The following is a 20,939-nucleotide window of genomic DNA, read 5'->3' as shown; positions in this document are numbered from 1 at the left end:
GCCCAGCACGTTTTCGCCAGTGAGGGCATGAAAGGGGACCGCTGGTGTCCGCTCCTGAAGAGCTTCGCTACACCGAGGAACACGAGTGGGTCGCCACCCGCGAGGAGACGCTCGTCCGGGTGGGCATCACCGAGTACGCGCAGGACCAGCTCGGGGACGTCGTGTTCGTCGACCTGCCCGAGGTCGGCAGGCAGGTGAGCGCGGGCGACGTCTTCGGCGAGGTCGAGTCGACCAAGAGCGTCTCCGAGCTGTTCGCGCCGGTCGACGGCGAGGTCGTCGCGGTCAACGACGGGGTCGCCGACTCGCCGGAGCTGATCAACAGCGACCCGTACGGCGAGGGCTGGCTGATCGAGATCCGGCTCGACGACCCGTCGGGGCTCGAAGCCCTGCTGGAGGCCGAAGCGTACGACGCGCTGACCAAGGGCTGAACCCCGCCGGAGGCGCACTGCGCCGGTTCGGGGAGCCGGGGCTCGGAGAATCGATCAGGCACGGTACGTTGGCAGCTACACGTTCTTGAGTACTGGCAACACAGCATGTGTGGAGGAGAGCTCAGGTGAGCACGAACGACGGGCCCGGCGGCGTTCCCCCGGAGCAGTCTCCGGAGCGGACCTCTGTCTTCCGGGCCGACTTCCTGGCCGAAGCCGAAGGCCACGAGTCCGTCCCGGCCCCGGAGGCCCCGGTCCAGGGTGTCGACGCCCTGCCGGCGGGTTCGGCCCTGCTGGTCGTGAAGCGCGGCCCGAACGCGGGTTCGCGGTTCCTGCTCGACCGCGACACCACCAGCGCCGGACGGCACCCGGACAGCGACATCTTCCTGGACGACGTCACGGTCTCCCGCCGGCACGCCGAATTCCGGCGTGAGGGCGGCGAGTTCGTCGTCATCGACGTCGGCAGCCTCAACGGCACCTACGTCAACCGGGAGCCGGTCGACCAGGCCGTCCTCGCCGGCGGCGACGAGGTCCAGATCGGGAAGTTCCGCCTGGTCTTCCTGACCGGCCCGGGGCACGGGGGCCAGGGGGCGCAGTGACGGCGGCCGGACGGCCACAACGTGACGGGTTGAGCATCGGGGCCGTCCTGGCGCAGCTGCGCGGGGACTTCCCCGATGTCACCATCTCCAAGATCCGGTTCCTCGAAGCCGAAGGCCTGGTCCAGCCGGGCCGGACGCCGTCGGGGTACCGGCAGTTCGCCGCGGCGGACGTGGAGCGTCTCAGGTTCGTCCTGGCCGCCCAGCGGGACCACTACCTTCCGTTGAAGGTCATCAAGGAGCAGCTGGACGCGGCGGACTCGGGCAACGGGTCCGCCGCGGCCGTGCCCCGGCCGCCGCGCCGGCTGGTGCCCATCGACGCGCCGGCGGAGAACGTCGGCCTGCCGATGGCGGACGACTTCACCGCGGGCAAGGAGCTGCGCCTGACCCAGGAGGAACTCCTGGAGCAGGCCGGCATCGACGCGCCCGCACTGGCCGAACTGCAGCAGTACGGCCTGGTCCGGTCCGGTCCCGCCGGGTTCTTCGACCCGGACGCGGTGCTGGTCGCGCGGACGGTGAAGGCGATGACCGAATTCGGTATCGAGCCGAGACACCTGCGTGCCTTCCGCGCTGCGGCCGACCGCGAGGTCGGCCTGCTGGAGCAGATCGTGACGCCGGTGTACCGGCATCGTGACCCGGAGGCCAAGTCGCGGGCCGACGAGGTGGTGCGGGAGCTCGCGGCACTGTCCGTGACCCTGCACACGCTCCTTGTCAAGGCCGGAATCCGCGACGTCTCCGGGTGTTGACCGGTAACGGGGCAGTGAGATCCTCTTTGCGGTCCCATGTCAATGACTGAATGTTCGGCACCGCATGCCGTACCGTGAAGGCACGGGTTTGCGGCAGGCGAACCGAGAGAGTCCGGACAGCGAGCACAGCGCACGGATGACGGGTAGCGTCGACAGTGGCGGCGCGAAGCCGTTTCGGCGCTGAAGCCCGTGTGCACGAGAGGGAGGCGAAGCCCGATGAGCGAAATGCGCGTCGTCGGTGTGCGGGTCGAGCTGCCCGCGAATCAGCCGATCTTGTTGCTGCGGGAGACCGAGGGTGAACGGTACCTGCCGATTTGGATCGGCTCGGTCGAAGCGACCGCCATCGCGTTGGAGCAGCAGGGAGTCCGCCCGGCCCGTCCGCTCACGCATGACCTGCTGAAAGAGGTCATCGGGGCGCTCGGCCGGGAGCTCGAGCAGGTCGTCATCACCGACCTGAAGGAGGGCACGTTCTTCGCGGAGCTCGTCTTCGACGGTGACATCCGGGTGTCCGCCCGGCCGAGCGACTCGGTCGCGCTGGCCCTGCGGATCGGCGTCCCCATCCACGCCGTGGACGCGGTGCTGGAAGAGGCCGGCCTGATCATCCCGGACGAGCAGGAGGACGAGGTCGAGAAGTTCCGCGAGTTCCTCGACTCGGTTTCCCCGGAAGACTTCCGCGGAGCCGACACCTGATCCGCGGGCGAGCGCGCTCGCGGAACGCGCTCGCCACAGGCGGCCAGGTGTGTGTCTTCTGGGGGCGCAGCCCCCAGACCCCGCCCGGGGGCAGTCCCCCGGACCCCCGAAATTCTCACGCGGCGAGTCCCGTTACTTGCCTTGACGCGGACGTCAACGTCTAGCGTCGGGGACATGCGGATCGGAGAGCTTGCGCAGCGCACGGGTGTCACCACCCGTGCGCTGCGGTTTTACGAGGCCCAGGGCCTGCTGGCGGCCCGTCGCTCGGCGAACGGCTACCGCGAGTACGACGAGGACGACCTGCACCTGGTCAAAGAGATCCAGACACTGCAGACGATCGGCCTGTCCCTCGACGAGACCCGGCCCTTCGTCGACTGCCTGCGCAGCGGCCACGAAACCGGCGACTCGTGCGCGAGCTCGATCGAGGTGTACCGCCGCAAGCTGGAAGAAGCGGACGCGCTCCTCGCGCGGCTCGGCGGCATTCGCGCGGAACTGGCCGCGAAGCTCGCCGGCGCCCTCACCCGGCAGGCGCCCGATCCGTGTGTCGTGCCCGAATCCCCGCGCCCGTGAAGGAGCCCGCCATGACCGCTGTCGCCGTTTCCGAAGTCACCGATGCGACGTTCGCCGCCGAGGTCCTCGGCAGCGACCTGCCCGTGCTGGTCGAGTTCTGGGCCACCTGGTGCGGGCCCTGCCGGATGGTCGGCCCGGTGCTGGCGCAGCTGGCCGTCGAGCGCGCCGGCGCCCTGTCCGTCCGGAAGATCAACGCCGACGAGAACCCGGAGACGACCCGGGCGTACCAGGTCATGTCCCTGCCGACGATGATCCTCTTCCGGAACGGCGAGCCCGTGACGACGATCGTCGGCGCGTTCCCGAAGGCCCGCATCGAGGAACGCCTCGACCAAGCCCGCTAAGGCGCGGTCGCCTTGACGAAGGTCTCGGCGATCTCGCGGCCGTACGTTTCGACGTCCAACGAAGGGTCGGCCGCGTAGGCCGCGGCGACGCCGTCGACGGCCTGGGCGATGGACATCGCCATCACCTCGGGCGTGAACTCGCCGAACACGCCCTCGGCCTGGCCTTGCTTGAGCTGGCGGGCCAGGCCGTGCACGCGCAGGTCGTCGACCAGCACCTTCGTCATCACCCAGCCGTCGGCGTCGTCGGCGTTGGCGGCCAGCTCGGTCAGGGCCCGGACGCATTCCGGGTACGCGCGCAGGAACGCGATCGACGTCTCGATGTGCGCCCGCAGGTAGCCGGGGCGGTCGGCGGGGTCGAGCTCGCCGCCGGTGCGTTCGGTGAGGAACTGGTGCTTCGTCTCGACGACCGTGCTCAGCACGGCCTGCATCAGGCCGGCCTTGTTCGTGAAGTGGTAGGAGATCAGCCGGGTGCTGCTGAGCCCGGCGCGCTCCTTGATCTTGGCGAACGTGGTGCGCCGGTAGCCCAGGTCGGCGAGGACGCCGATGGTCGCGCCGACGATCTGCGCGCGGCGCGCGGCTTCGGTGACGCTGAGGCCCATTTCGGCCATGAGGTCCGGGTTTACTCGCATGAGTAAAAATTAACACGGCTGAGTAAAACGTGTCCACCGAGTTTGGCCGGACGGTGATCGGGGTACGGCGAACGGCTCAAAGGCTCATCCGACCGTTGAGGCTTGCCGCGCGTCGCGTTGACCGGCACTGTCCGGGCGCTTACCGTCGGAGGAGGTAAATCGCCACGGTGTGATTCACGGTCTGGGGCCGGATCGTGGCGGTTGATCTCCGGTGGGTCCCGCTCCTGGGACCGTCCGGCTGTCATTCGCCGGCCGCCAGGTCGGGCGAGGGGAGGCTTGCGTGGTCGAGGCTGGTTCCGAGAAGCAGCCTGTCGAGGTCGCGACTGGTGAGCAGGGAGAACTGTTCCCCGACGACTCGCTGCCCGACGAGCTGGTGGGCTACCGCGGCCCGGCCGCGTGCCAGATCGCCGGGATCACCTACCGTCAGCTCGACTACTGGGCCCGGACGAAGCTGGTCGCGCCCAGCATCCGCACCGCGCACGGCTCCGGCTCGCAGCGGCTGTACTCGTTCAAGGACATCCTGGTGCTCAAGGTGGTCAAGCGGCTGCTCGACACCGGGGTCTCCCTCCAGAACATCCGGGTCGCCGTCGACCACCTGCGCCTCCGCGGCGTCCGCGACCTCGCGCGCGTGACGCTCTTCTCCGACGGCACCACCGTCTACGAGTGCACCTCGCCGGAGGAGATCGTCGACCTGCTCCAGGGCGGACAGGGCGTCTTCGGCATCGCGGTCAGCGGGGCGATGCAGGAAATCAGCGGAACCATCCACGAGTTCCAAGCCGAACGCGCCGACGGCGGCATCGTCGAGACGCACGAACCGGACGAACTCACCCAGCGCCGCAACGCCCGCAAGACCGGTTGATCACCGCTACGGCAGACGGGGTAAGGTTTTCCCTGCGGTCGACGAATCCGCGCGGGAGAGACCGAGCCTCATAGTGAGCTCGGCGCCGAAGGAGCAAGTCCTCCCCGGAACCTCTCAGGCACCCTGGACCGCGCGGACGAGACGCCTCTGGAAAGCGGGTCGTCAGGTCACCACCTGACGGCCCCGCCGACGGTGCAAGCCCGGCTCAACCTGCGGGCGAAACTCTCAGGCGCCTCCATAAGGAGGTACGGACAGAGTGGGGAGGACCAGGACATCGCCGTCCCGGTCCGGCACCGCTGTCCCCAGGAGGCCATCGTGGAACTGACGCTTGCCTCGCTGGAACAGGGGATTCCCTTCCTCGACCGGCACATCGGGCCCGGTTCGGACGACCTGCGGCACATCCTCGACGTCATCGGCGTCGCTTCCCTCGACGAACTCGCCGAGCGGGCCGTGCCGTCGTCGCTGCGGCAGTCCGCCGAGCCGCTCGAGCTGCCTCCGCCCGCCAGTGAAGCTCAGGCCCTCGCCGAACTTCGCGAGCTGGCCTCGCGCAACCGGCTGACCGCCTCGATGATCGGGCTCGGGTACCACGACACCGTCACCCCGCCCGTGATCCGGCGGAACGTCCTCGAAAACCCCGCCTGGTACACCGCCTACACGCCCTACCAACCCGAGATTTCGCAGGGGCGCCTCGAAGCGCTGCTCAACTTCCAGACCATGGTCGCCGACCTCACCGGGCTGCCGGTCGCCAACGCCTCCCTGCTCGACGAGGCCACCGCGGCCGCCGAGGCGATGACGCTGGTGCGCCGGGCCGGGCGGGCGAAGTCGCACCGCTTCGTCGTGGACGAGGACACCCTGCCGCAGACCCTCGCCGTGCTCCGGACACGCGCCGAGCCGCTCGGGATCGAACTGGTCGTCGAGGACCTCTCCCAGGGGCTGACCGGACTCGGGCTCGGCGGCGACTTCTTCGGCGTGCTCCTGTCCTACCCGGGCGCGTCCGGTGCGGTGCGGGAGCTCGACCTCACCATCGGCGAGGCCAAGAAGCACGGCGCGGCGGTGATCGTCGCCGCCGACCCCCTCGCGCTGACCCTGCTGCGGCCGCCGGGCGAGCTCGGTGCCGACGTCGCCGTCGGATCGACGCAGCGGTTCGGCGTCCCGCTCGGCTTCGGCGGCCCGCACGCGGCGTACCTCGCCGTGCGGAAGGGACTCGAACGGCAGCTGCCCGGCCGGCTGGTCGGCGTGTCGAAGGACGCCGACGGCACGCCCGCGTACCGGCTCGCCCTGCAGACCCGCGAACAGCACATCCGCCGCGAGAAGGCGACCTCGAACATCTGCACCGCGCAGGTCCTGCTCGCGGTGATGGCGTCGATGTACGCCGTGTACCACGGGCCCGAAGGGCTGCGCGCGATCGCGCTGCGGGCCCACCGGATGGCCACCGTGCTGGCCGCCGGCCTCGCCGAGGGCGGGGTCGACGTCGTGCACGGCGAGTTCTTCGACACCGTCGCCGCGGCGGTGCCCGGCCGCGCGGACGCGGTCGTCGCGGCGGCCCGCGACCTCGGCGTCTCCCTGCGCCGGATCGACGACGACCACGTCGGCATCGCCTGCGACGAGACGACCACCCGCGAACGGCTTTCGTGCGTGTGGAAGGCGTTCGGCGTCTCGGTGTCCGATGTGGACGGACTCGACGCGGACACCGCGGACGCGCTCCCGCCGCCCTTGCGGCGCACGAGCGGCTATCTCGCGCACCCGGTGTTCCACGCGCACCGCTCGGAAACCGCGATGCTGCGCTACCTGCGTGCGTTGTCGGACAAGGACGTCGCGCTCGACCGCAGCATGATCCCGCTCGGCTCGTGCACCATGAAACTCAACGCCACCGCCGAAATGGAGCCGGTCACCTGGCCGGAGTTCGCCGGGCTGCACCCGTTCGCGCCCGCCGAGGACGCCGCCGGGCTCCTGGCGGTGGCCGCCGACCTGAGTGCCTGGCTCGCGCGGATCACCGGCTACGACGCGGTTTCCCTGCAGCCCAACGCCGGCAGCCAGGGCGAGTTCGCGGGCCTGCTGGCCATCCGCGCCTACCACCTGTCCCGGGGTGAGGACGCGCGCGACGTCTGCCTGATCCCGGCCAGCGCGCACGGCACGAACGCCGCCAGCGCCGTGATGGCGGGTATGCGCGTGGTCGTCGTCCGCTGCGACGACCGTGGCGACATCGACCTCGCCCACCTGCGGTCCACAGTGGACGAGCACCGGGCCGATCTCGCCGCGATCATGCTCACGTACCCGTCGACGCACGGTGTCTACGAAGACACCGTCGGCGAGGTGTGCGCGGCGGTGCACGACGCGGGCGGCCAGGTGTACGTCGACGGCGCCAACCTGAACGCGTTGATCGGCGTCGCCCAGTACGGCCGGTTCGGCGCCGACGTCTCGCACCTCAACCTGCACAAGACGTTCTGCATCCCGCACGGGGGCGGCGGGCCCGGCGTCGGCCCGATCGGGGTCCGCGCGCACCTCGCGCCGTTCCTGCCGAACCACCCGATGCAGCAGGCCGCCGGCCCGGTCACCGGGGTCGGCCCGGTCAGCGCGGCGTCGTGGGGCAGCGCGTCGATCCTGCCGATTTCGTGGGCCTACGTCCGGATGATGGGGGCCGAGGGCCTGCGCCGGGCGACGCTCGTCGCGGTGGCCAACGCCAACTACGTCGCCCGCCGCCTCGCCGGCCACTACCCGGTGCTGTACGCCGGCCGTGAAGGGCTCGTGGCGCACGAGTGCATCCTCGACCTGCGGCCGCTGACGAAGGCCACCGGCGTCACGGTCGACGACGTCGCCAAACGGCTGGCGGACTACGGGCTGCACGCGCCCACGATGTCGTTCCCCGTCGCGGGCACGCTGATGGTGGAGCCGACGGAGAGCGAAGACCTCGCCGAACTCGACCGCTTCTGCGCGGCGATGATCGCGATCCGCGGCGAGATCGACCGCGTCGCGGCGGGGGAGTGGCCGCTGGAAGAGTCCCCGCTGCGGCAGGCACCGCACACCGCCCGGTGCGTCGCGGGCGAATGGAACCGGCCGTACAGCCGCGAAACCGCGGTGTTCCCCGCGGGGACGTCCGCGCCGAAGATCTGGCCCCCGGTCCGCCGCATCGACGGCGCGGCGGGCGACCGGAACCTGGTCTGCTCCTGCCCGCCGCCGGAGGCCTTCGCCGCAAGTCCGTGAAGGCCACCTTGAGGAAGTACAAGTTCCTGAAGGTGGCCTTCACGAACAGTCGCATAGGAACGGGAGGTAGGTTGACGGCCATGGCGAATGGGCACGGTCCTGATCGGATGTCCGTGGTCGTGACCGGCGGCAGCGGCTTCATCGGCCGGGCCGTCGTGCGCGCCCTCCGCGACCGGGGCGTCCCGGTCACTGTCGTCGACCGGGTCCGCTTCCCCGAAGAGCTCGACGGCGTTCGCGTGGTAACCGGCGACCTTCGTGAGGCGGCCGTCCGCGAGCAGGCCGTGACCCGCGAAACCGCGGGCATCGTGCACCTCGCCGCGCTGACGTCGGTGCTGAAGTCGGTCGAGCTGCCCGAAGACACCTTCGCCGACAACGTCCTCGTCACACAAGAACTGCTCGAACTCGCCCGCCGGCACGACGTGCCGAAGTTCGTGTTCGCCTCGACCAACGCGGTGATCGGCAACGTCGGCACGACGACCATCACCCCGGACCTGCCGCTGCGCCCGCTGACGCCGTACGGCGCCACCAAGGCGGCGTGCGAAATGCTGCTGTCGGGCTACGCCGGGGCGTACGGCATGACGACGTGTGCGTTGCGGTTCACCAACGTCTACGGTCCGGGAATGTCCCACAAGGACAGTTTCGTGCCGCGGATGATGCGGGCCGCGCTGACCGGCACCGGTGTCAAGGTCTACGGCGACGGCCGGCAGCGCCGCGACCTCGTGCACGTCGACGACGTCGTCCACGCGGTCCTGCTGGCCCTCGACAGCGGCTACTCCGGCCGCGCGATCGTCGGCGCCGGGCGCTCGGTGTCCGTGCTCGAGATGGTCGAGGCCGTGCGCGAGGTGACCGGTGCGGAGCTGCCGGTCGAGCACGTCGAAGCCCCGGCCGGGGAGATGCCCGCGGTCGTCGTCGACGTCTCGGCGAGTGCCGGGACGATCGGCTACCGGCCGGAGGTCTCGCTGACCGACGGCCTGGCGACGGCGTGGAAGTACTTCTCCGGCCTCCCGACCCCGTGAAGCGGTTCGTCCGGCGCCACTGGCCGCTCCTCCTGCTTCTCGTCCCGGCGATCGTCCTCCGGGTGCTGACCTGGCTGGCCTACCGGCCCGCGCTGCTGTTCATCGATTCGTTCCGCTACATCGACAACCTGCACGCCCTGCGCGCCGACCAGCTCGACCCGATCGGCTACGACCTGGTGCTGCGGCCGCTGCTGGCCGTCGGCGGGCTGGCCTGGGTGGCGGCGGTGCAGCACGCCGGCGGCCTGCTCATCGCGATCGGCGTCTACGGCCTGGTCCTGCGCCTCGGCGGCCGTCCGTGGGTAGGCGCGCTCGCCGCCGCGCCGGTGCTGCTCGACGCGTACCAGCTGCAGATCGAGCAGAACATCATGTCCGAGGTGACGTTCGAGGCGGTGCTGCTCGGGCTCCTCTGGCTGCTGCTCGGCTGGGGCACCCCGGGCTGGAAGCGTGCCGGAGCCGCCGGCCTGCTGCTCGGCTTCGGCGTGCTGACGCGGCTGATCGGGATCTCGCTCGCCCTCCCGCTGCTGGTCTTCCTGGTCACCGCCGGGGGAGCGTGGCGACACTGGGCGGGCTGGCGCCGGGCCGGCGTCGGCCTGGTGGGCCTGCTCGTCGTGCTGGTGCCCTACTCGGCGCGGGTGCACTCGGAGACCGGCAAGTGGGGGCTGTCCGGGCCGTCCGGGAACATGCTCTACGGCCGGACGGCCGCGGTCGCCGACTGCGCGAACCTCCACCTCGACCCGGCCCTGATGGTCTTCTGCCCGGCCGAGCCGCGCGAGACGCGCCTGGTGGACAACTACACGCACGCCGACCTCGACCCGAACTGGCCGGGCCCGCTGCCCCCGGGCGCGGACAAGGCGGCCCTGGCGCACGAGTTCGCGATCGACGTCCTGAAGGCCCAGCCCGGCGACGTCGCCGAAGCGATCCTGAACGACTTCTCCAAGAGCTTCGCCTGGACACGCGAGCAGGACCCGGCCGACGTCCCCCTCGACCGCTGGCAGTTCCAGCTCACGTACCCGCAGTGGGCCGACCGGCCGCTGATCGACCTGGTCACGCTGCAGAACGACGGCGTCACCGCGGGCGTCGACCAGCCACTGGCGAAGGTCCTCCGCGACTACCAGCTCGACGGCGGGTACGTCCCGGGAGCGGCGCTCGGCATCGGCGCGCTGCTCGGGCTGCTGACGGTGTTCCGCCGCAAGAAGCCCCTGGACCGGGCGCAGGCGGGCGCACTGCTCGCGGCGTCAAGCGGGCTCCTGCTGCTCTTCGCGTCCGCCGTGTTCCAGTTCTCCTGGCGCTACCAGATCCCGGCGCTGGTGCTGCTGCCGGTGGCCGGCGCGCTCGGCCTCACGACGCTGACGTCGGCCGGCCGGAAACGCCTCGCCGCCTTCCCCGACGACGTCGACCAGGGTGCGCTCGACGACTTCCGTGGCCGCCACCCCGACCTGACGCTCGCTCCGCTGACGGTCGTCATCGCCGCCTACAACGAGGCCGACGGCATCGGCGAAGTCCTGGAAAAGATGCCCGACCAGTGCCTCGGCATGCCGGTCGACGTGCTGGTGGTGGTCGACGGCGGCACCGACGACACGGCCGCGATCGCCGAAGACCACGGCGCGTACGTCTGCGTCGCCCCGCGCAACCGCGGCCAGGGCGCCGCGCTGCGGCTGGGCTACCACCTCGCGGCCAGGGCCGGCGCCGAGTACGTCGTCACGACCGACGCCGACGGCCAGTACGACAACAGCGAACTCGAGGCTCTGGTCCGCCCGGTCGCCGACGGCACCGCCGACTTCGTCACCGGGTCCCGGCGGCTCGGGCACGAGGAAGCCGACAGCCGAGTCCGGTGGCTCGGGGTGCGGGTGTTCGCGGCGCTCGCGTCGGTGCTGACCGCGCGGCGGATCACCGACACGTCGTTCGGCTTCCGCGCGATGCGGGCGGAGCTGGCGTGTTCGGTGCCGCTCAACGAGCCGCAGTACCAGTCGTCGGAGCTGCTGCTCGGCGTGACCGCGCGCGGCGCCCGGGTCACCGAGCTGCCGATGAGCATGCGGCTGCGCAAGGCGGGCAAGAGCAAGAAGGGCGGCAGCCTCGTCTACGGCGCCAACTACGCCCGCGTCATGACCGGGACGTGGTGGCGGGGATACGTGCTGCGCCGCGGCCGAACACGACCCGGTCGAGCAGGGTGAACTTGACGGCGAAGACCAGCGCGTAACCGGCGATGTACGCGCCGTCGACGAGCACGACCCACCAGAAGTGCGGTAGGTCCGCCCTCGTCAGCAGTGAGCCGGCCAGCGTCGTCAGGCCGATCGAGATGAGCCCGCCGAGGCCGATCACGGCCAGGTAGGGCAGCAGTTCGCGCCGGACGCGCGGCCGCCCGGTGCGGCCCCAGACCCAGCGCCGGGTGACGAGGAAGTTCAGCACGGCGCCCGCCGCCCAGGCCAGCGTGCTCGCCAGCGCCGGCACGCCGCCGGTGGCGAGGACCGCCAGCAGCACGACCTGGCTGAGGACCGTGGCCGCGACGGACGTCGTCGCGGCGCGCGCCAGCCGCGCCCAGCCGCGGCGGGTCTTTTCCGCCGTGCGGGGCCGCACGGCGTTGGTTACGGTCGTCATGCCCCCATCCTCCCCGTGGGCCGGCCGCGCCGCCGTCCGACCCCCTCACGCAGAGGAGATTCACAGCTCATTGCCAGGTCCTCATCAGCAGGTGATCTATAGCGTTCGGGTGGCGTAAACGAGCAGGAAAGGCGGCACAATGCGGGTGCTGGTTCTCGGCGGTGACGGTTATCTGGGCTGGCCGACCGCGTTGCACTTATCGGACAAAGGTCACGAGGTGGCCGTCCTCGACAATTTCGCCCGCCGCGGTTACGACGCCGAACTGGGGGTCGAGAGCCTGGTTCCGATCGAGTCCCTCGCCGACCGGATCGCCGCCTGGCAAGAGGTGTCCGGAAAGAAGATCACCAGCTACGAAGGTGATCTGCTCGACGCGGAGTTCCTGTTCGAAGCGGTGCGCGGCTTCGCGCCCGACGCCGTCGTCCACTACGCCGAACAACGGTCGGCGCCCTATTCCATGATCGACCGCGAACACGCGGTGTACACCCAGCACAACAATGTCGTCGGCACGCTGAACCTGCTCTACGCGATCGCGGAGAGCAATCCGGCCATCCACCTGGTCAAACTGGGCACGATGGGCGAATACGGCACGCCGAACATCGACATCGAAGAAGGCTGGCTGGACCTGGAACACAACGGGCGTAAGGACCGCGTCCTGTTCCCGAAACGGCCGGGTTCGTTCTACCACCTGACCAAGGTCCACGATTCGCACAACATCGAATTCACCTGCCGCGCGTGGGGCCTGCGGGCCACGGACCTCAACCAGGGCGTCGTGTACGGCCAGCAGACGCCGCAGACGGCGCTGGACCCGCGGCTGGCGACCCGGTTCGACTACGACGCGGTGTTCGGCACGGTGCTGAACCGGTTCGTCATCCAGGCGGTGCTGGGCCAGCCGCTGACCGTGTACGGCCAGGGCGCGCAAACCCGCGGCCTGATCGACATCCGCGACACGGTGGAGTGCATCCGCCTGGCCGTCGAGCACCCCGCCGAGCCGGGGGAGTTCCGCGTCTTCAACCAGATGACCGAGAGCCTGTCGGTGGCCGGCATCGCCGACCTCGTCGCCGACCGGTTCCCCGGCCCGGTGCAGATCGAGCAGCTGGAGAACCCGCGCACCGAGGCGCCGGAGCACTACTACAACGTCAAGCACACCGGGCTGGTCGGGCTGGGCCTGAAGCCGCATCTGCTTTCCGACACGCTGATCGAGTCGATGTTCGACATCGTCGGCGCCAACAAGCACCGGGTGAACCCGGAGAAGCTGCGCCCGACCGTGCGCTGGCGGGGCGCGCTGAAGGGCTGACGGTGCGGGGTGGCGTGCGGGCTCCCCTGCCCGGGAGCCCGCGCGCTCCGGCTCATCCGGGCATCTTGTCCAGGAAGCCGTGCACCTTGGCGATCCGGCCGTCCTCGATCTCGATGACGTCGAACCCGATGGCGACCGGCTCGGCGCCGGGCGCGCCGAGGTGCCAGTGGAATCGCGCCAGATCGTGGTGGGCGTCCGGCTCGGCGGGCAGGCTGATGGTGAGCCCGCCGAACTGCTGCTGGGCCCCGGCCACGTGCTGGTCGATCCCGTCGTGCCCGGTGACGGCGCCGAGCGGGTCGGTGAAGCCGACCTCCTCGGTGAAGACGTCGGCGACGAGGGCCCGCCGCTTGCCGGCGTCGGTCTCGTTCCACACCGCGATGTACTGCTCGACGAGGCCGCGGACGTCGGTCATGGTGGTTCCTTTCGTTGGGGGACAACGGATTCGTCGTCGTCCTGCGCTGGAACCGACTTTGGCGCAGCCGCGGCGGCGCGTCGATTACGTGCGAGGTAATGCGAAGGCATTACCTCCGAAGTAATGGCAGCCGCCCGGTGATCGTCGTAGCGTCGCCGGTGTGACGACTACTGTGCAGGCGTCCGCGCGGCAGCGGCCGGTGGGGGAACTGCTGCGGCAATGGCGTGACCGGCGCCGGATCAGTCAGCTCGACCTGGCGATCTCCGCGGACATCTCGACCCGCCACCTCAGCTTCGTGGAAACCGGCCGGTCCAAGCCAAGCCGGGACATGGTCCTGCGGCTCGGCGAGCACCTCGACGTGCCGCTGCGGGAACGCAACCGGCTGCTGCTGGCCGCCGGCTACGCGCCCGCCTACACGGAGAACGCGCTGCCGGACCCCGGGATGTCCGCCGTCCGCGAGGCCGTCCGGCAGCTGCTCGCGAGCCATGAGCCGTACCCGGCCGCCGTCGCCGACCGGAACTGGGACCTCGTCGACGCCAACGCCGGCACCGGGCTGTTCGTGGCCGGGATCGCGCCCGAGCTGACCACCAACGTGCTGCGCGCGACCCTGCACCCCGAGGGCATGGCACCGCACATCCTGAACCTGGGGGAGTGGCGCGCGCACCTGCTGGGCCGGCTGCGGCGCCAGGTGAGCCAGACCGCGGACGCCGGTCTCGCCGAACTCCTGGACGAGCTGCGCGGCTACCCGTGCGACCAGCCCGTGCCCGAGGTGGAGGTCCCCGGACCGGGTGACATCTTCGTGCCACTGCGGTTCCGCCACGAAGGCGCCGACCTGACGTTCTTCAGCACGGTCGCCACGTTCGGGACCCCGCTGGACGTCACCGTGGCGGAGCTGATGATCGAATCCTTCTTCCCGGCGGACCAGCGGACGGCGGCGTATCTGCGCGAGCGGGCCGCCCGGGTGGGATGATGGGGGTCCGCGCAGCATCCGAAGTGAGGATCACCGGTTTGATGCCCGTCCCTTCGCTCGCCCTGTCCGACGGAGTCCGCATCCCCCAGCTGCTGTTCGGCGTCGCTGGCCTGTCCACGGCCGAAACCGGCCGCGCCGTCCGCATCGCCCTCGACACCGGTTTCCGCGGCATCGACACGGCGCCGGGGACCGAGGCGGCGGTGGGCGCGGTGCTCGCCGCGGCCGAAGTGCCGCGCGAAGAACTGTTCGTCACCGTGCACGTGCCGGCGCAGGGCTACGACACGGCCCGCCGCGCGGCCGACCGGGCGCTGGCCGCTCTGGAGCTCGAGCGGGCCGACCTGTGCCTGCTGGACGGCACGAAAGGCGCCTTCACCGACACCTGGCGCGTCCTGGGCCGGCTGCGTGCCGAAGGGCGGGTCCGCGCGGTCGGCGTGGCCGGGTTCGGCGTCGCCGAGCTGCGGCGGCTGATCGACGCGACCGGCTCGGTGCCCGCGGTCAACCAGGTCGAGCTGCACCCGTGGCTGCAGCAGCTCGCGTTGCGGGAATTCCACTCCGAGCGCGGCATTCTGACGGTCGCGTCGAGCCCGGCCGCGAACTCGGCGCTGCTGGCCGACGAGACGGTCACCGCGCTCGCGGCCAAGTACGGCAAGACGCCGTCCCAGATCGTGCTCCGGTGGCACCTGCAGACGGGCACGGTCGCGGTGGCGGCTTCGGTCACCACGACCCGGACCCGTGAGCACTTCGGGATCTTCGACTTCGAGCTGGCCGACGACGACCTCGCCGTCGTCGCCGAGCTCGACAACGGCACCCGCGTCTAGGCGGTCTTGATCCCCGCCGCGGCGAAGTCCGCCTGCTGGGCGGGCTGCTCGAGGTACTCGCGGAACGTCTGGGCGGCGCGCAGCACGGTGTCGTCGATGCCCTGGCCCGTCAGGCCGATGAACGGGTAGTCCGCCGACCGGGCGTTCGCCACCGACTGGGCGGGCGAGCCGATCATCTCGGGCTTCTTGGTGGTGAGCTCGCTCACCCAGTACGACGACTCGGGCAGCCAGGCGGCCGGGAGCCCGCCGATCGAGTCCAGCCCGGCCCGGCCGACCAGCGCGTCGAGCACCTGCGACGACGCCTTCGCGTCGATCGTCACGTGCACGCACTGGCCGTGGACGACGGTGGCGGCCTGGTTCCAGCGCTCGGCCGCGGCGGCGAGCGGCTTCTGCACGCTCGGGGTGACGACCACCCGCATCTGGGAGGTGCCGCCCGAACAGCTGGCGGCCTGCGCCTCGGCCCGGCTGTTGAGCTCGTTGTCGGCCCAGTTCCAGCCGATCACGCCGAGCCCGATCAGCACGGCCAGCACGAGGCACGCGATCGGCCAGCCCGCGATCCGGCGGCGGGGGGCCTTCTTGCCGACGATGCGGTGGGAGCCGGTGGCGTCGCTCTTGCCGACGACCCGGTGCGAACCGGTCGTCTCGCCCTTGTCCGAGGTGCGGTGCGGGCCCGTGGTGTCACCACGGCCGGGCGCGCGGCGGCGGCCTTCGCCTTCGGTGGTGCTGTCGCGGCGGGCGCGGCGCTTGCCGGTGACTTCGTGTTCCCCGGTGACCTCGGTCCGGTCGGGGGTCCGGTCGGCGGTGCGCTCGGCCGTCCGGACATCGGCGACGGCGCGGAAGGATCCGGATGTTTCGCCGCGCGCTGCGACCGGATGGTCATCGGCGGTCTCGAGCCGCGCGATCACCTCGGTCCGCTCGGCGGCGGACTCGTCGCGGCGGGTCGCGGGGTAGGGGCCCGAAGCCTCCCCGCGGCGGGTGGGACGAGCGACCGCGGGTTCGACGCGGACGGCGGCGGGGTAGGCGCCGGAAGCTTCGCCGCGCCGGGTGGGCTGGGCGCCGGACGACGGGCCGCGGCTCGCGGCCGGGTAGGCGCCGGAGGTTTCTCCGCGGCGGGCTGTCGCGGCCGGGGCGGGGGTTTCGTTCGCGGGGACGAAGTAGGAGCCGGACGATTCGCTGCGGCCGGAAGCCCGGGAGGCGCGACCGGCGATCCCGAAGGCGTCGGAGATGGAGCTGCGCCGGGGCTTGCGGAAGGCACCCGAGGCCTCACCGCGGCCGGCGACCAGCGGCAACGCCGTGGTCTCACCCGGGTGCGGGCGGCCCGGAGCGGCCGGCCGGCCCTCGGCGGGGACGCTCGGCGTGCGGTCCAGAGGGTGCGGCACCGGCTCCTCGTCCCGGGTGTGTCGCCCCATCGTCATCCTTTCGGGCGTGAGCGCACGTCAAGCACGCGCTGCGATGCAATCAAACCGTTATCACCCTAACAGGTGAGTATCGGAGAGAGAATAATCTGACTCACAGTTGCGCGCGTTCAGGGTCCTGCGCTGACCAGGCGATGGCAATGCGCAATCAGGCGATGACGCAGCGGGTCCGCCCGGCGCACGAACTCACCCTGGGCCCGCGCGTACTCGGCCCGCCCCGGCGCGGTTTCGATGCGCACCGGCGGGTAACCGAGCCCGGCCAGGTCGTACGGGCTCGCCCGCATGTCGAGCGTCCGGATCTCGACGGCCAGCTCGAAACAGTCCGCGACGAGCTCCGCGGGCACGAACGGGCCGAGCTTGTAGGCCCATTTGAACAGGTCCATGTTCGCGTGCAGGCACCCGGGCTGTTCGAGGGCGACCTGCGTCTCCCTCGACGGCGTCAGCTCGTTGCGGGGCCGCGCGTCCGCCGTGAAGAAGCGGAACGCGTCGAAGTGCCCGCACCGGATGTCCAGGGACTCCACGACGGCGTCGGTGCCCGCCGAGCCGAGCCGGAGCGGTACCTGGTCGTGCCGCACCGAATCGGCGGGTTCGCGGTAGACCATCGCCCACTCGTGCAGGCCGAAGCAGCTCAGCCGCGGCGCGCGCGACGCCGTCGCGGTCAGCAGGCCGAGGACGAACTCGGCCGTCCGGGCCTTGCCCTCGGTGAAGCCCGCCGGATCCAGCTCGACACCGCCGGCCGTCGCGACGTACCCCTTGCGGTCCAGGAAGCGCCGCGCGGCGGGCCCGGCGAGGACGACGCCGGGCCCGGGCTGCCACCGCTCCAGGTACGATGGCCGGTACGAGTAGTAGGTGAACAGGAAGTCCAGCACCGGGTGCTTCTCGGCACGCGCCCGCCGCTCCTGGTGCGGGACCGTCCACCGGCGCATCCGCTCGACGTGGGCCGCCTCCCGGGCCAGCCAGTCCGGTTCGGCCAGGATCTCGACCCCGCTCATGCGCGCGCCTCGCTGACGCTCGGCGCGGCCTGAGCCGAACGCGCAGTGTTGAATGATTCGTTCGCAGGCTCACTCATGCGCCCACGTGGGTCCCGTCGCGCACGGTGCCCACGTACTCCTCGACGAGGTCTTCGAGCGCGACGACGCCGACCGCGTTCCCGGCCGCGTCGAGCGCCCGCGCGAGGTGGCTGCGTTCCTTGCGCATGGCCGAAAGCGCGACGTCGAGCCGGGCGTCGGCGCGCAGTTCGGTCAGCGCCCGCGTCTTCGCCGCGGGGACGACCGTCGCCGGGTCCTGCCCCGCGAGGTCGAGGATGTCCTTCACGTGGATGTAGCCGGTCAGGCGCCCGTCGTCGGTGCACACCGGGAACCGGGAGAAGCCGGTGGAGGACACCGCCCGCTCGACCTCGCCGACGGTCGGCCCGCACGGCAGCGTCGTCAGCTCGGCCGTCGGCACCAGCACGTCCGCGACCGTCTTCTGCACCGAGGACAGCGTCTGGGCGAGCCGTTCGTGCTCGGACTGGTCGAGCAGGCCTTCCCGCCGCGACTCGCTGAGCAGCTCGGCCAGCTCGTCGGACGTGTACGCCGTCTCCAGCTCGTCCTTCGGCTCGACGCGGAACGCGCGCAGCAGCGAGTTCGCCACGAAGTTCAGCAGCCAGATGAACGGGTTGGCCACCTTCACCCACGCGACGTGCGCCGGCACCAGCCACAGCGCGAGCCGCTCCGGCTCGGCGATGGCGAGGTTCTTCGGCACCATCTCGCCGATCAGCACGTGCGCCACGGTGATGAACGCCAGCGCGATGGCGAACGAGATGGGGTGCAGCAGCGCCTCGGGCAGGCCCAGCAGGTCGAAGCCCGCCGCCAGCCGGTGCGCGATCGCGGGTTCGCCGAGCCGGCCGAGCAGCAGCGAGCAGATGGTGATGCCCAGCTGCGCGCCGGCCAGCATCAGCGACACGTGCTTGCTGGCGTTGATGACGATCTTCGCGCGCGTCTTGCCCTGCTCCAGCAGCGCCTCGAGCCTGTCCCGCCGCGAGGAGATCAGCGTGAACTCCGCGCCGACGAAGAAGGCGTTCGCCAGCAGCAGGACCACGACGAGGGCGATGTTCAGCCAGTCGCTCACGAGGCCACCTCCGGCTCCTGGGCCGCGGTGGCGGGGACCGGGGCGACCTCGACCTCGGCGATCCGGCGCTTGTCCATGGTGGTCACCGTCAGCCGCCAGCCGTCGACCTCCGTGGCGTCCCCCTCGGCGGGGATCTTGCCCAGCCGCTCGAGGATCAGCCCGGCGATGGTCTCGTAGTCGCCGTCCGGCATCCGGAACCCGGTGACGCCGGTGACCTCGTCCGCGCGCAGCTGGCCGGACACCAGCCAGCTGTCCGTGCCGACCTGCTGCGACGCCGGTGCCTCGCGCTCGTCGTGCTCGTCGCGGACGTCGCCGATGATCTCCTCGACGACGTCCTCCAGGGTGACCAGCCCGGCCGTGCCGCCGTACTCGTCGACGACGATCGCCAGCTGGAAGCGCGAGTCGCGCAGGCGGTTGAGCAGGTCGTCGCCGGGCAGGGACTCGGGCACGGTCGGTACCGGCCGCATGACCGAGCCGATCGGCACCTGCCCCCGCTCCGCGGCCGGCACGGCGAAGGCCTGCTTGACGTGCACGGCGCCGCGGACGTCGTCGAGGTCCTCGGCGTGCACCGGGAACCGCGAGAACCCGGTCCGGCGCGAGATGTCGATCAGGTCGGCGATGGTGTCGCCGATGGCGAGGGACTCGAGCTGCACGCGGGGCGTCATCAGCTCCTCCGCGGTGCGCTCCCCGAACCGCAGCGAGCGGTCCAGCAGCTCCGCGGTGGACGTGTCGAGCGTGCCGCTTTCGGCGCTGGAGCGCACGATCGAGCCCAGCTCCTGCGGCGAACGCGCGGACCGCAGCTCTTCCTGCGGTTCGACGCCGAACTTGCGCACGAGGAAGTTCGCGCTGTTGTTCATCAGCGTGATGAGCCAGCGGAACAGCGCGGAGAACCGCGAGTGGTAGCCGGTGACCGCGCGCGCGGTCGGCAACGGCCGGGCGATCGCGAGGTTCTTCGGCACCATCTCGCCGAGGATCATCGACAGCGACGTGGCCAGCACCAGGGCGAGCACGATCGACGCGCCCGCGGCGAACCCTGCCGGGAATCCGACGCCGGTGAGCAGCGGCCGGACGAGCTCGCCGATCAGCGGCTCGGCCAGGTACCCGGTGATGAGCGTGGTCAGCGTGATCGCGACCTGGGCGCCGGAGAGCTGGAACGACAGCGTCCGGTGCGCCTTCTGGACGGCCAGCGCCCGGCGGTCGCCGACCTGGCGGACGTTGGCCTCGACGGTGCTGCGCTCAAGCGCGGTCAGCGAGAACTCGGCGGCGACCGCGAGCCCGGTGCCGACCGTCAGCAGTACGAAGAGGAGGACGCCGAGCACGGCGAAGAGGATCTGGATCATTCCGCGTCCGCCTCGGCGGCGGAGGATGAACCTATCGGACAGCCGGGTCGGTCACCCGGCCCGGTACTGTCACCGGGTGACTGCGCTGCGCGCACGAAACGGTCACTCCTAGCAAGAAATCGGCGTGTACTGCGGATATGCGGTGGATATGCGGACCAGCTTAACGTGTCTCCCGCACCCGCCGCTGGCGTTGCCGGTGTGTCGGCGCGCTCACTCCGCCCGCCGGTCCGCTCCGGCACCGGTGCCCGGCCGGTGGCGCCGCACGGTTTCCTCGACGAGATCGAGCACCGGGCCGAGGCCGGCCGCGGGCAGGCCCATGGCCAGGTGCGAGACCAGTCCTTCGAGGACGAGCTCGAGGAACGCGGTGAGGACGTCGACGTCGACGTCGTCGCGCAGGTTCCCGGCCTCCCGCTGGCGCAGCAGACGCAGCCGGGTGGCGGTGGTCAGCTGCTGCGACCGCTCGGCCCAGCGAGCGCGGAACTCCGGGTCGGTGCGCAGCCGCCGGGACACCTCCAGCCGGGTGCCGAGCCAGTCGGCCGGGTGGTCCCCGCCGGCCAGCAGGTCCCGCATCACCTGGACGAGGCCCTGTTCGGCGACGACGTCGGCCATCCGGAGCGCGTCGTCCTCGGCGAGGGCGAGGAAGAGCGACTCCTTGTCGCGGAAGTGGTGGAAGATGGCCCCGCGCGACAGCCCGGTGGCTTCCTCCAGGCGCCGGACTGTGGCACCTTCGTAGCCGTAGCGCGCGAAGCAGACGCGCGAGCCGTCGAGGATCTGGCGCCGGCGTGCGTCGAGGTGATCCTGGCTTACGCGTGGCATCCTGAAATCCTGGCACCGCGGACCGGCATCTCGCAATCCGTACGTACGTACTGTGACCCGGAGTGCCCGGAACCACTCGCCCGCCCCCATCGTCTGA

The 20,939-nt window shown here is 71.2% G+C and carries 21 protein-coding genes and 1 riboswitch; of the genes, 13 read left to right on the top strand and 8 right to left on the bottom strand.

Annotated elements, in window-relative coordinates; all coding sequences use genetic code 11:
- The first annotated feature begins 44 nt into the window (after positions 1-44).
- The 6 genes from gcvH (at position 45) to trxA (ending at position 3,368) form a co-directional block, all read left to right on the top strand.
- On the top strand, positions 45-428 hold the full coding sequence (gcvH, locus tag A3CE_RS0101825; RefSeq protein ID WP_020638359.1) for a glycine cleavage system protein GcvH: 384 nt from the start codon (positions 45-47) through the stop codon (positions 426-428).
- Between the two features lie 125 nt (positions 429-553).
- A complete protein-coding gene (garA, locus tag A3CE_RS0101820; protein WP_020638358.1) occupies positions 554-1,024 on the top strand; it encodes a glycogen accumulation regulator GarA in 471 nt (156 codons plus the stop codon).
- Positions 1,021-1,767, top strand: coding sequence for a transcriptional regulator FtsR (gene ftsR, locus A3CE_RS0101815; RefSeq protein WP_185839892.1), 747 nt, complete (start codon positions 1,021-1,023; stop codon positions 1,765-1,767). The genes garA and ftsR overlap by 4 nt, the downstream gene beginning before the upstream one ends.
- A gap of 216 nt (positions 1,768-1,983) precedes the next feature.
- The gene (locus tag A3CE_RS0101810; protein WP_009078856.1) at positions 1,984-2,457 is read left to right on the top strand and encodes a bifunctional nuclease family protein; all 474 of its coding nucleotides are present in this window, start codon (positions 1,984-1,986) and stop codon (positions 2,455-2,457) included.
- A gap of 174 nt (positions 2,458-2,631) precedes the next feature.
- Positions 2,632-3,027 carry a MerR family transcriptional regulator gene (locus tag A3CE_RS0101805; RefSeq protein WP_020638356.1) on the top strand — a complete coding sequence of 132 codons (396 nt, stop codon included), beginning with the start codon at positions 2,632-2,634 and terminating at the stop codon, positions 3,025-3,027.
- Positions 3,028-3,038: 11 nt separating this feature from the next.
- Positions 3,039-3,368 carry a thioredoxin gene (trxA, locus tag A3CE_RS0101800; RefSeq protein WP_020638355.1) on the top strand — a complete coding sequence of 110 codons (330 nt, stop codon included), beginning with the start codon at positions 3,039-3,041 and terminating at the stop codon, positions 3,366-3,368.
- On the opposite strand, the gene A3CE_RS0101795 is transcribed toward trxA, so the two are convergent.
- Complete coding sequence (locus A3CE_RS0101795; protein ID WP_020638354.1) at positions 3,365-3,976, bottom strand: TetR/AcrR family transcriptional regulator; 612 nt, start codon at positions 3,974-3,976, stop codon at positions 3,365-3,367. The genes trxA and A3CE_RS0101795 overlap by 4 nt on opposite strands.
- A 301-nt stretch (positions 3,977-4,277) precedes the next feature.
- Between A3CE_RS0101795 and A3CE_RS0101790 the strand changes: the two genes are divergently transcribed.
- From A3CE_RS0101790 to A3CE_RS0101775, 4 genes are all read left to right on the top strand, one after another.
- Positions 4,278-4,856, top strand: a complete 579-nt coding sequence (locus tag A3CE_RS0101790) for a MerR family transcriptional regulator (protein ID WP_020638353.1) — start codon at positions 4,278-4,280, stop codon at positions 4,854-4,856.
- 42 nt (positions 4,857-4,898) lie between these two features.
- Positions 4,899-4,997, top strand: a riboswitch (glycine riboswitch).
- 174 nt (positions 4,998-5,171) lie between these two features.
- Positions 5,172-8,057, top strand: a complete 2,886-nt coding sequence (gene gcvP / locus A3CE_RS0101785; RefSeq protein ID WP_020638352.1) for an aminomethyl-transferring glycine dehydrogenase — start codon at positions 5,172-5,174, stop codon at positions 8,055-8,057.
- Between the two features lie 107 nt (positions 8,058-8,164).
- Entirely contained in the window at positions 8,165-9,073 is a 909-nt protein-coding gene (locus tag A3CE_RS0101780; protein ID WP_020638351.1) for an NAD-dependent epimerase/dehydratase family protein, read from the top strand.
- On the top strand, positions 9,070-11,244 hold the full coding sequence (locus tag A3CE_RS0101775; protein WP_020638350.1) for a glycosyltransferase family 2 protein: 2,175 nt from the start codon (positions 9,070-9,072) through the stop codon (positions 11,242-11,244). Before A3CE_RS0101780 ends, A3CE_RS0101775 begins: the two co-directional genes overlap by 4 nt.
- Here the strand turns inward: A3CE_RS0101775 and A3CE_RS0101770 are convergent.
- Positions 11,174-11,668, bottom strand: a complete 495-nt coding sequence (locus A3CE_RS0101770) for a GtrA family protein (RefSeq protein WP_020638349.1) — start codon at positions 11,666-11,668, stop codon at positions 11,174-11,176. The genes A3CE_RS0101775 and A3CE_RS0101770 overlap by 71 nt on opposite strands.
- A 139-nt stretch (positions 11,669-11,807) precedes the next feature.
- Here A3CE_RS0101770 and A3CE_RS0101765 point away from each other — a divergent pair, with 139 nt between their 5' ends.
- Positions 11,808-12,962 carry an NAD-dependent epimerase/dehydratase family protein gene (locus A3CE_RS0101765; RefSeq protein ID WP_020638348.1) on the top strand — a complete coding sequence of 385 codons (1,155 nt, stop codon included), beginning with the start codon at positions 11,808-11,810 and terminating at the stop codon, positions 12,960-12,962.
- 52 nt (positions 12,963-13,014) lie between these two features.
- Here the strand turns inward: A3CE_RS0101765 and A3CE_RS0101760 are convergent, their stop codons facing one another.
- Positions 13,015-13,374: a nuclear transport factor 2 family protein gene (locus A3CE_RS0101760; protein WP_020638347.1), complete on the bottom strand. Its 360-nt coding sequence runs from the start codon at positions 13,372-13,374 to the stop codon at positions 13,015-13,017.
- A gap of 160 nt (positions 13,375-13,534) precedes the next feature.
- Here A3CE_RS0101760 and A3CE_RS0101755 point away from each other — a divergent pair, with 160 nt between their 5' ends.
- Positions 13,535-14,344, top strand: a complete 810-nt coding sequence (locus tag A3CE_RS0101755; protein ID WP_169523906.1) for a helix-turn-helix domain-containing protein — start codon at positions 13,535-13,537, stop codon at positions 14,342-14,344.
- A gap of 41 nt (positions 14,345-14,385) precedes the next feature.
- Entirely contained in the window at positions 14,386-15,162 is a 777-nt protein-coding gene (locus tag A3CE_RS0101750; protein ID WP_020638345.1) for an aldo/keto reductase, read from the top strand.
- Here A3CE_RS0101750 and A3CE_RS53950 read toward each other — a convergent pair.
- From A3CE_RS53950 to A3CE_RS0101725, 5 genes are all read right to left on the bottom strand, one after another.
- Positions 15,159-16,571 carry a hypothetical protein gene (locus A3CE_RS53950; protein ID WP_020638344.1) on the bottom strand — a complete coding sequence of 471 codons (1,413 nt, stop codon included), beginning with the start codon at positions 16,569-16,571 and terminating at the stop codon, positions 15,159-15,161. The genes A3CE_RS0101750 and A3CE_RS53950 overlap by 4 nt on opposite strands.
- 116 nt (positions 16,572-16,687) lie before the next feature.
- Complete coding sequence (locus tag A3CE_RS0101740; protein ID WP_020638343.1) at positions 16,688-17,569, bottom strand: hypothetical protein; 882 nt, start codon at positions 17,567-17,569, stop codon at positions 16,688-16,690.
- A 73-nt stretch (positions 17,570-17,642) separates the two neighbouring features.
- A complete protein-coding gene (locus tag A3CE_RS0101735; protein ID WP_020638342.1) occupies positions 17,643-18,686 on the bottom strand; it encodes a hemolysin family protein in 1,044 nt (347 codons plus the stop codon).
- Positions 18,683-20,026, bottom strand: coding sequence for a hemolysin family protein (locus A3CE_RS0101730; protein WP_020638341.1), 1,344 nt, complete (start codon positions 20,024-20,026; stop codon positions 18,683-18,685). Before A3CE_RS0101730 ends, A3CE_RS0101735 begins: the two co-directional genes overlap by 4 nt.
- Before the next feature lie 210 nt (positions 20,027-20,236).
- Positions 20,237-20,842 (bottom strand): TetR/AcrR family transcriptional regulator, encoded by a 606-nt coding sequence (locus A3CE_RS0101725; protein WP_020638340.1) that lies wholly within the window; start codon positions 20,840-20,842, stop codon positions 20,237-20,239.
- Positions 20,843-20,939 lie beyond the last annotated feature (97 nt).

Origin of the sequence: Amycolatopsis balhimycina FH 1894, assembly GCF_000384295.1 — a bacterium.
Classification (GTDB): Bacteria; Actinomycetota; Actinomycetes; order Mycobacteriales; family Pseudonocardiaceae; genus Amycolatopsis; species Amycolatopsis balhimycina.
Note: the sequence above shows the minus strand (reverse complement) of the source record. Positions and strands in the feature narration are given on the sequence as shown.

Bases quoted from the DNA above. Each gene is read 5' to 3' on its own strand.
- A3CE_RS0101780 (WP_020638351.1), top strand. From the start codon at position 8,165: ATGTCCGTGGTCGTGACCGGCGGCAGCGGCTTCATCGGCCGGGCCGTC.
- A3CE_RS0101765 (WP_020638348.1), top strand. From the start codon at position 11,808: ATGCGGGTGCTGGTTCTCGGCGGTGACGGTTATCTGGGCTGGCCGACC.
- A3CE_RS0101740 (WP_020638343.1), bottom strand. From the start codon at position 17,569: ATGAGCGGGGTCGAGATCCTGGCCGAACCGGACTGGCTGGCCCGGGAG.
- A3CE_RS0101795 (WP_020638354.1), bottom strand. From the start codon at position 3,976: ATGGCCGAAATGGGCCTCAGCGTCACCGAAGCCGCGCGCCGCGCGCAG.
- A3CE_RS0101805 (WP_020638356.1), top strand. From the start codon at position 2,632: ATGCGGATCGGAGAGCTTGCGCAGCGCACGGGTGTCACCACCCGTGCG.
- A3CE_RS0101750 (WP_020638345.1), top strand. From the start codon at position 14,386: ATGCCCGTCCCTTCGCTCGCCCTGTCCGACGGAGTCCGCATCCCCCAG.
- A3CE_RS0101760 (WP_020638347.1), bottom strand. From the start codon at position 13,374: ATGACCGACGTCCGCGGCCTCGTCGAGCAGTACATCGCGGTGTGGAAC.
- A3CE_RS0101810 (WP_009078856.1), top strand. From the start codon at position 1,984: ATGAGCGAAATGCGCGTCGTCGGTGTGCGGGTCGAGCTGCCCGCGAAT.
- trxA (WP_020638355.1), top strand. From the start codon at position 3,039: ATGACCGCTGTCGCCGTTTCCGAAGTCACCGATGCGACGTTCGCCGCC.
- A3CE_RS0101730 (WP_020638341.1), bottom strand. From the start codon at position 20,026: ATGATCCAGATCCTCTTCGCCGTGCTCGGCGTCCTCCTCTTCGTACTG.
- A3CE_RS53950 (WP_020638344.1), bottom strand. From the start codon at position 16,571: ATGGGGCGACACACCCGGGACGAGGAGCCGGTGCCGCACCCTCTGGAC.
- A3CE_RS0101725 (WP_020638340.1), bottom strand. From the start codon at position 20,842: ATGCCACGCGTAAGCCAGGATCACCTCGACGCACGCCGGCGCCAGATC.
- A3CE_RS0101770 (WP_020638349.1), bottom strand. From the start codon at position 11,668: ATGACGACCGTAACCAACGCCGTGCGGCCCCGCACGGCGGAAAAGACC.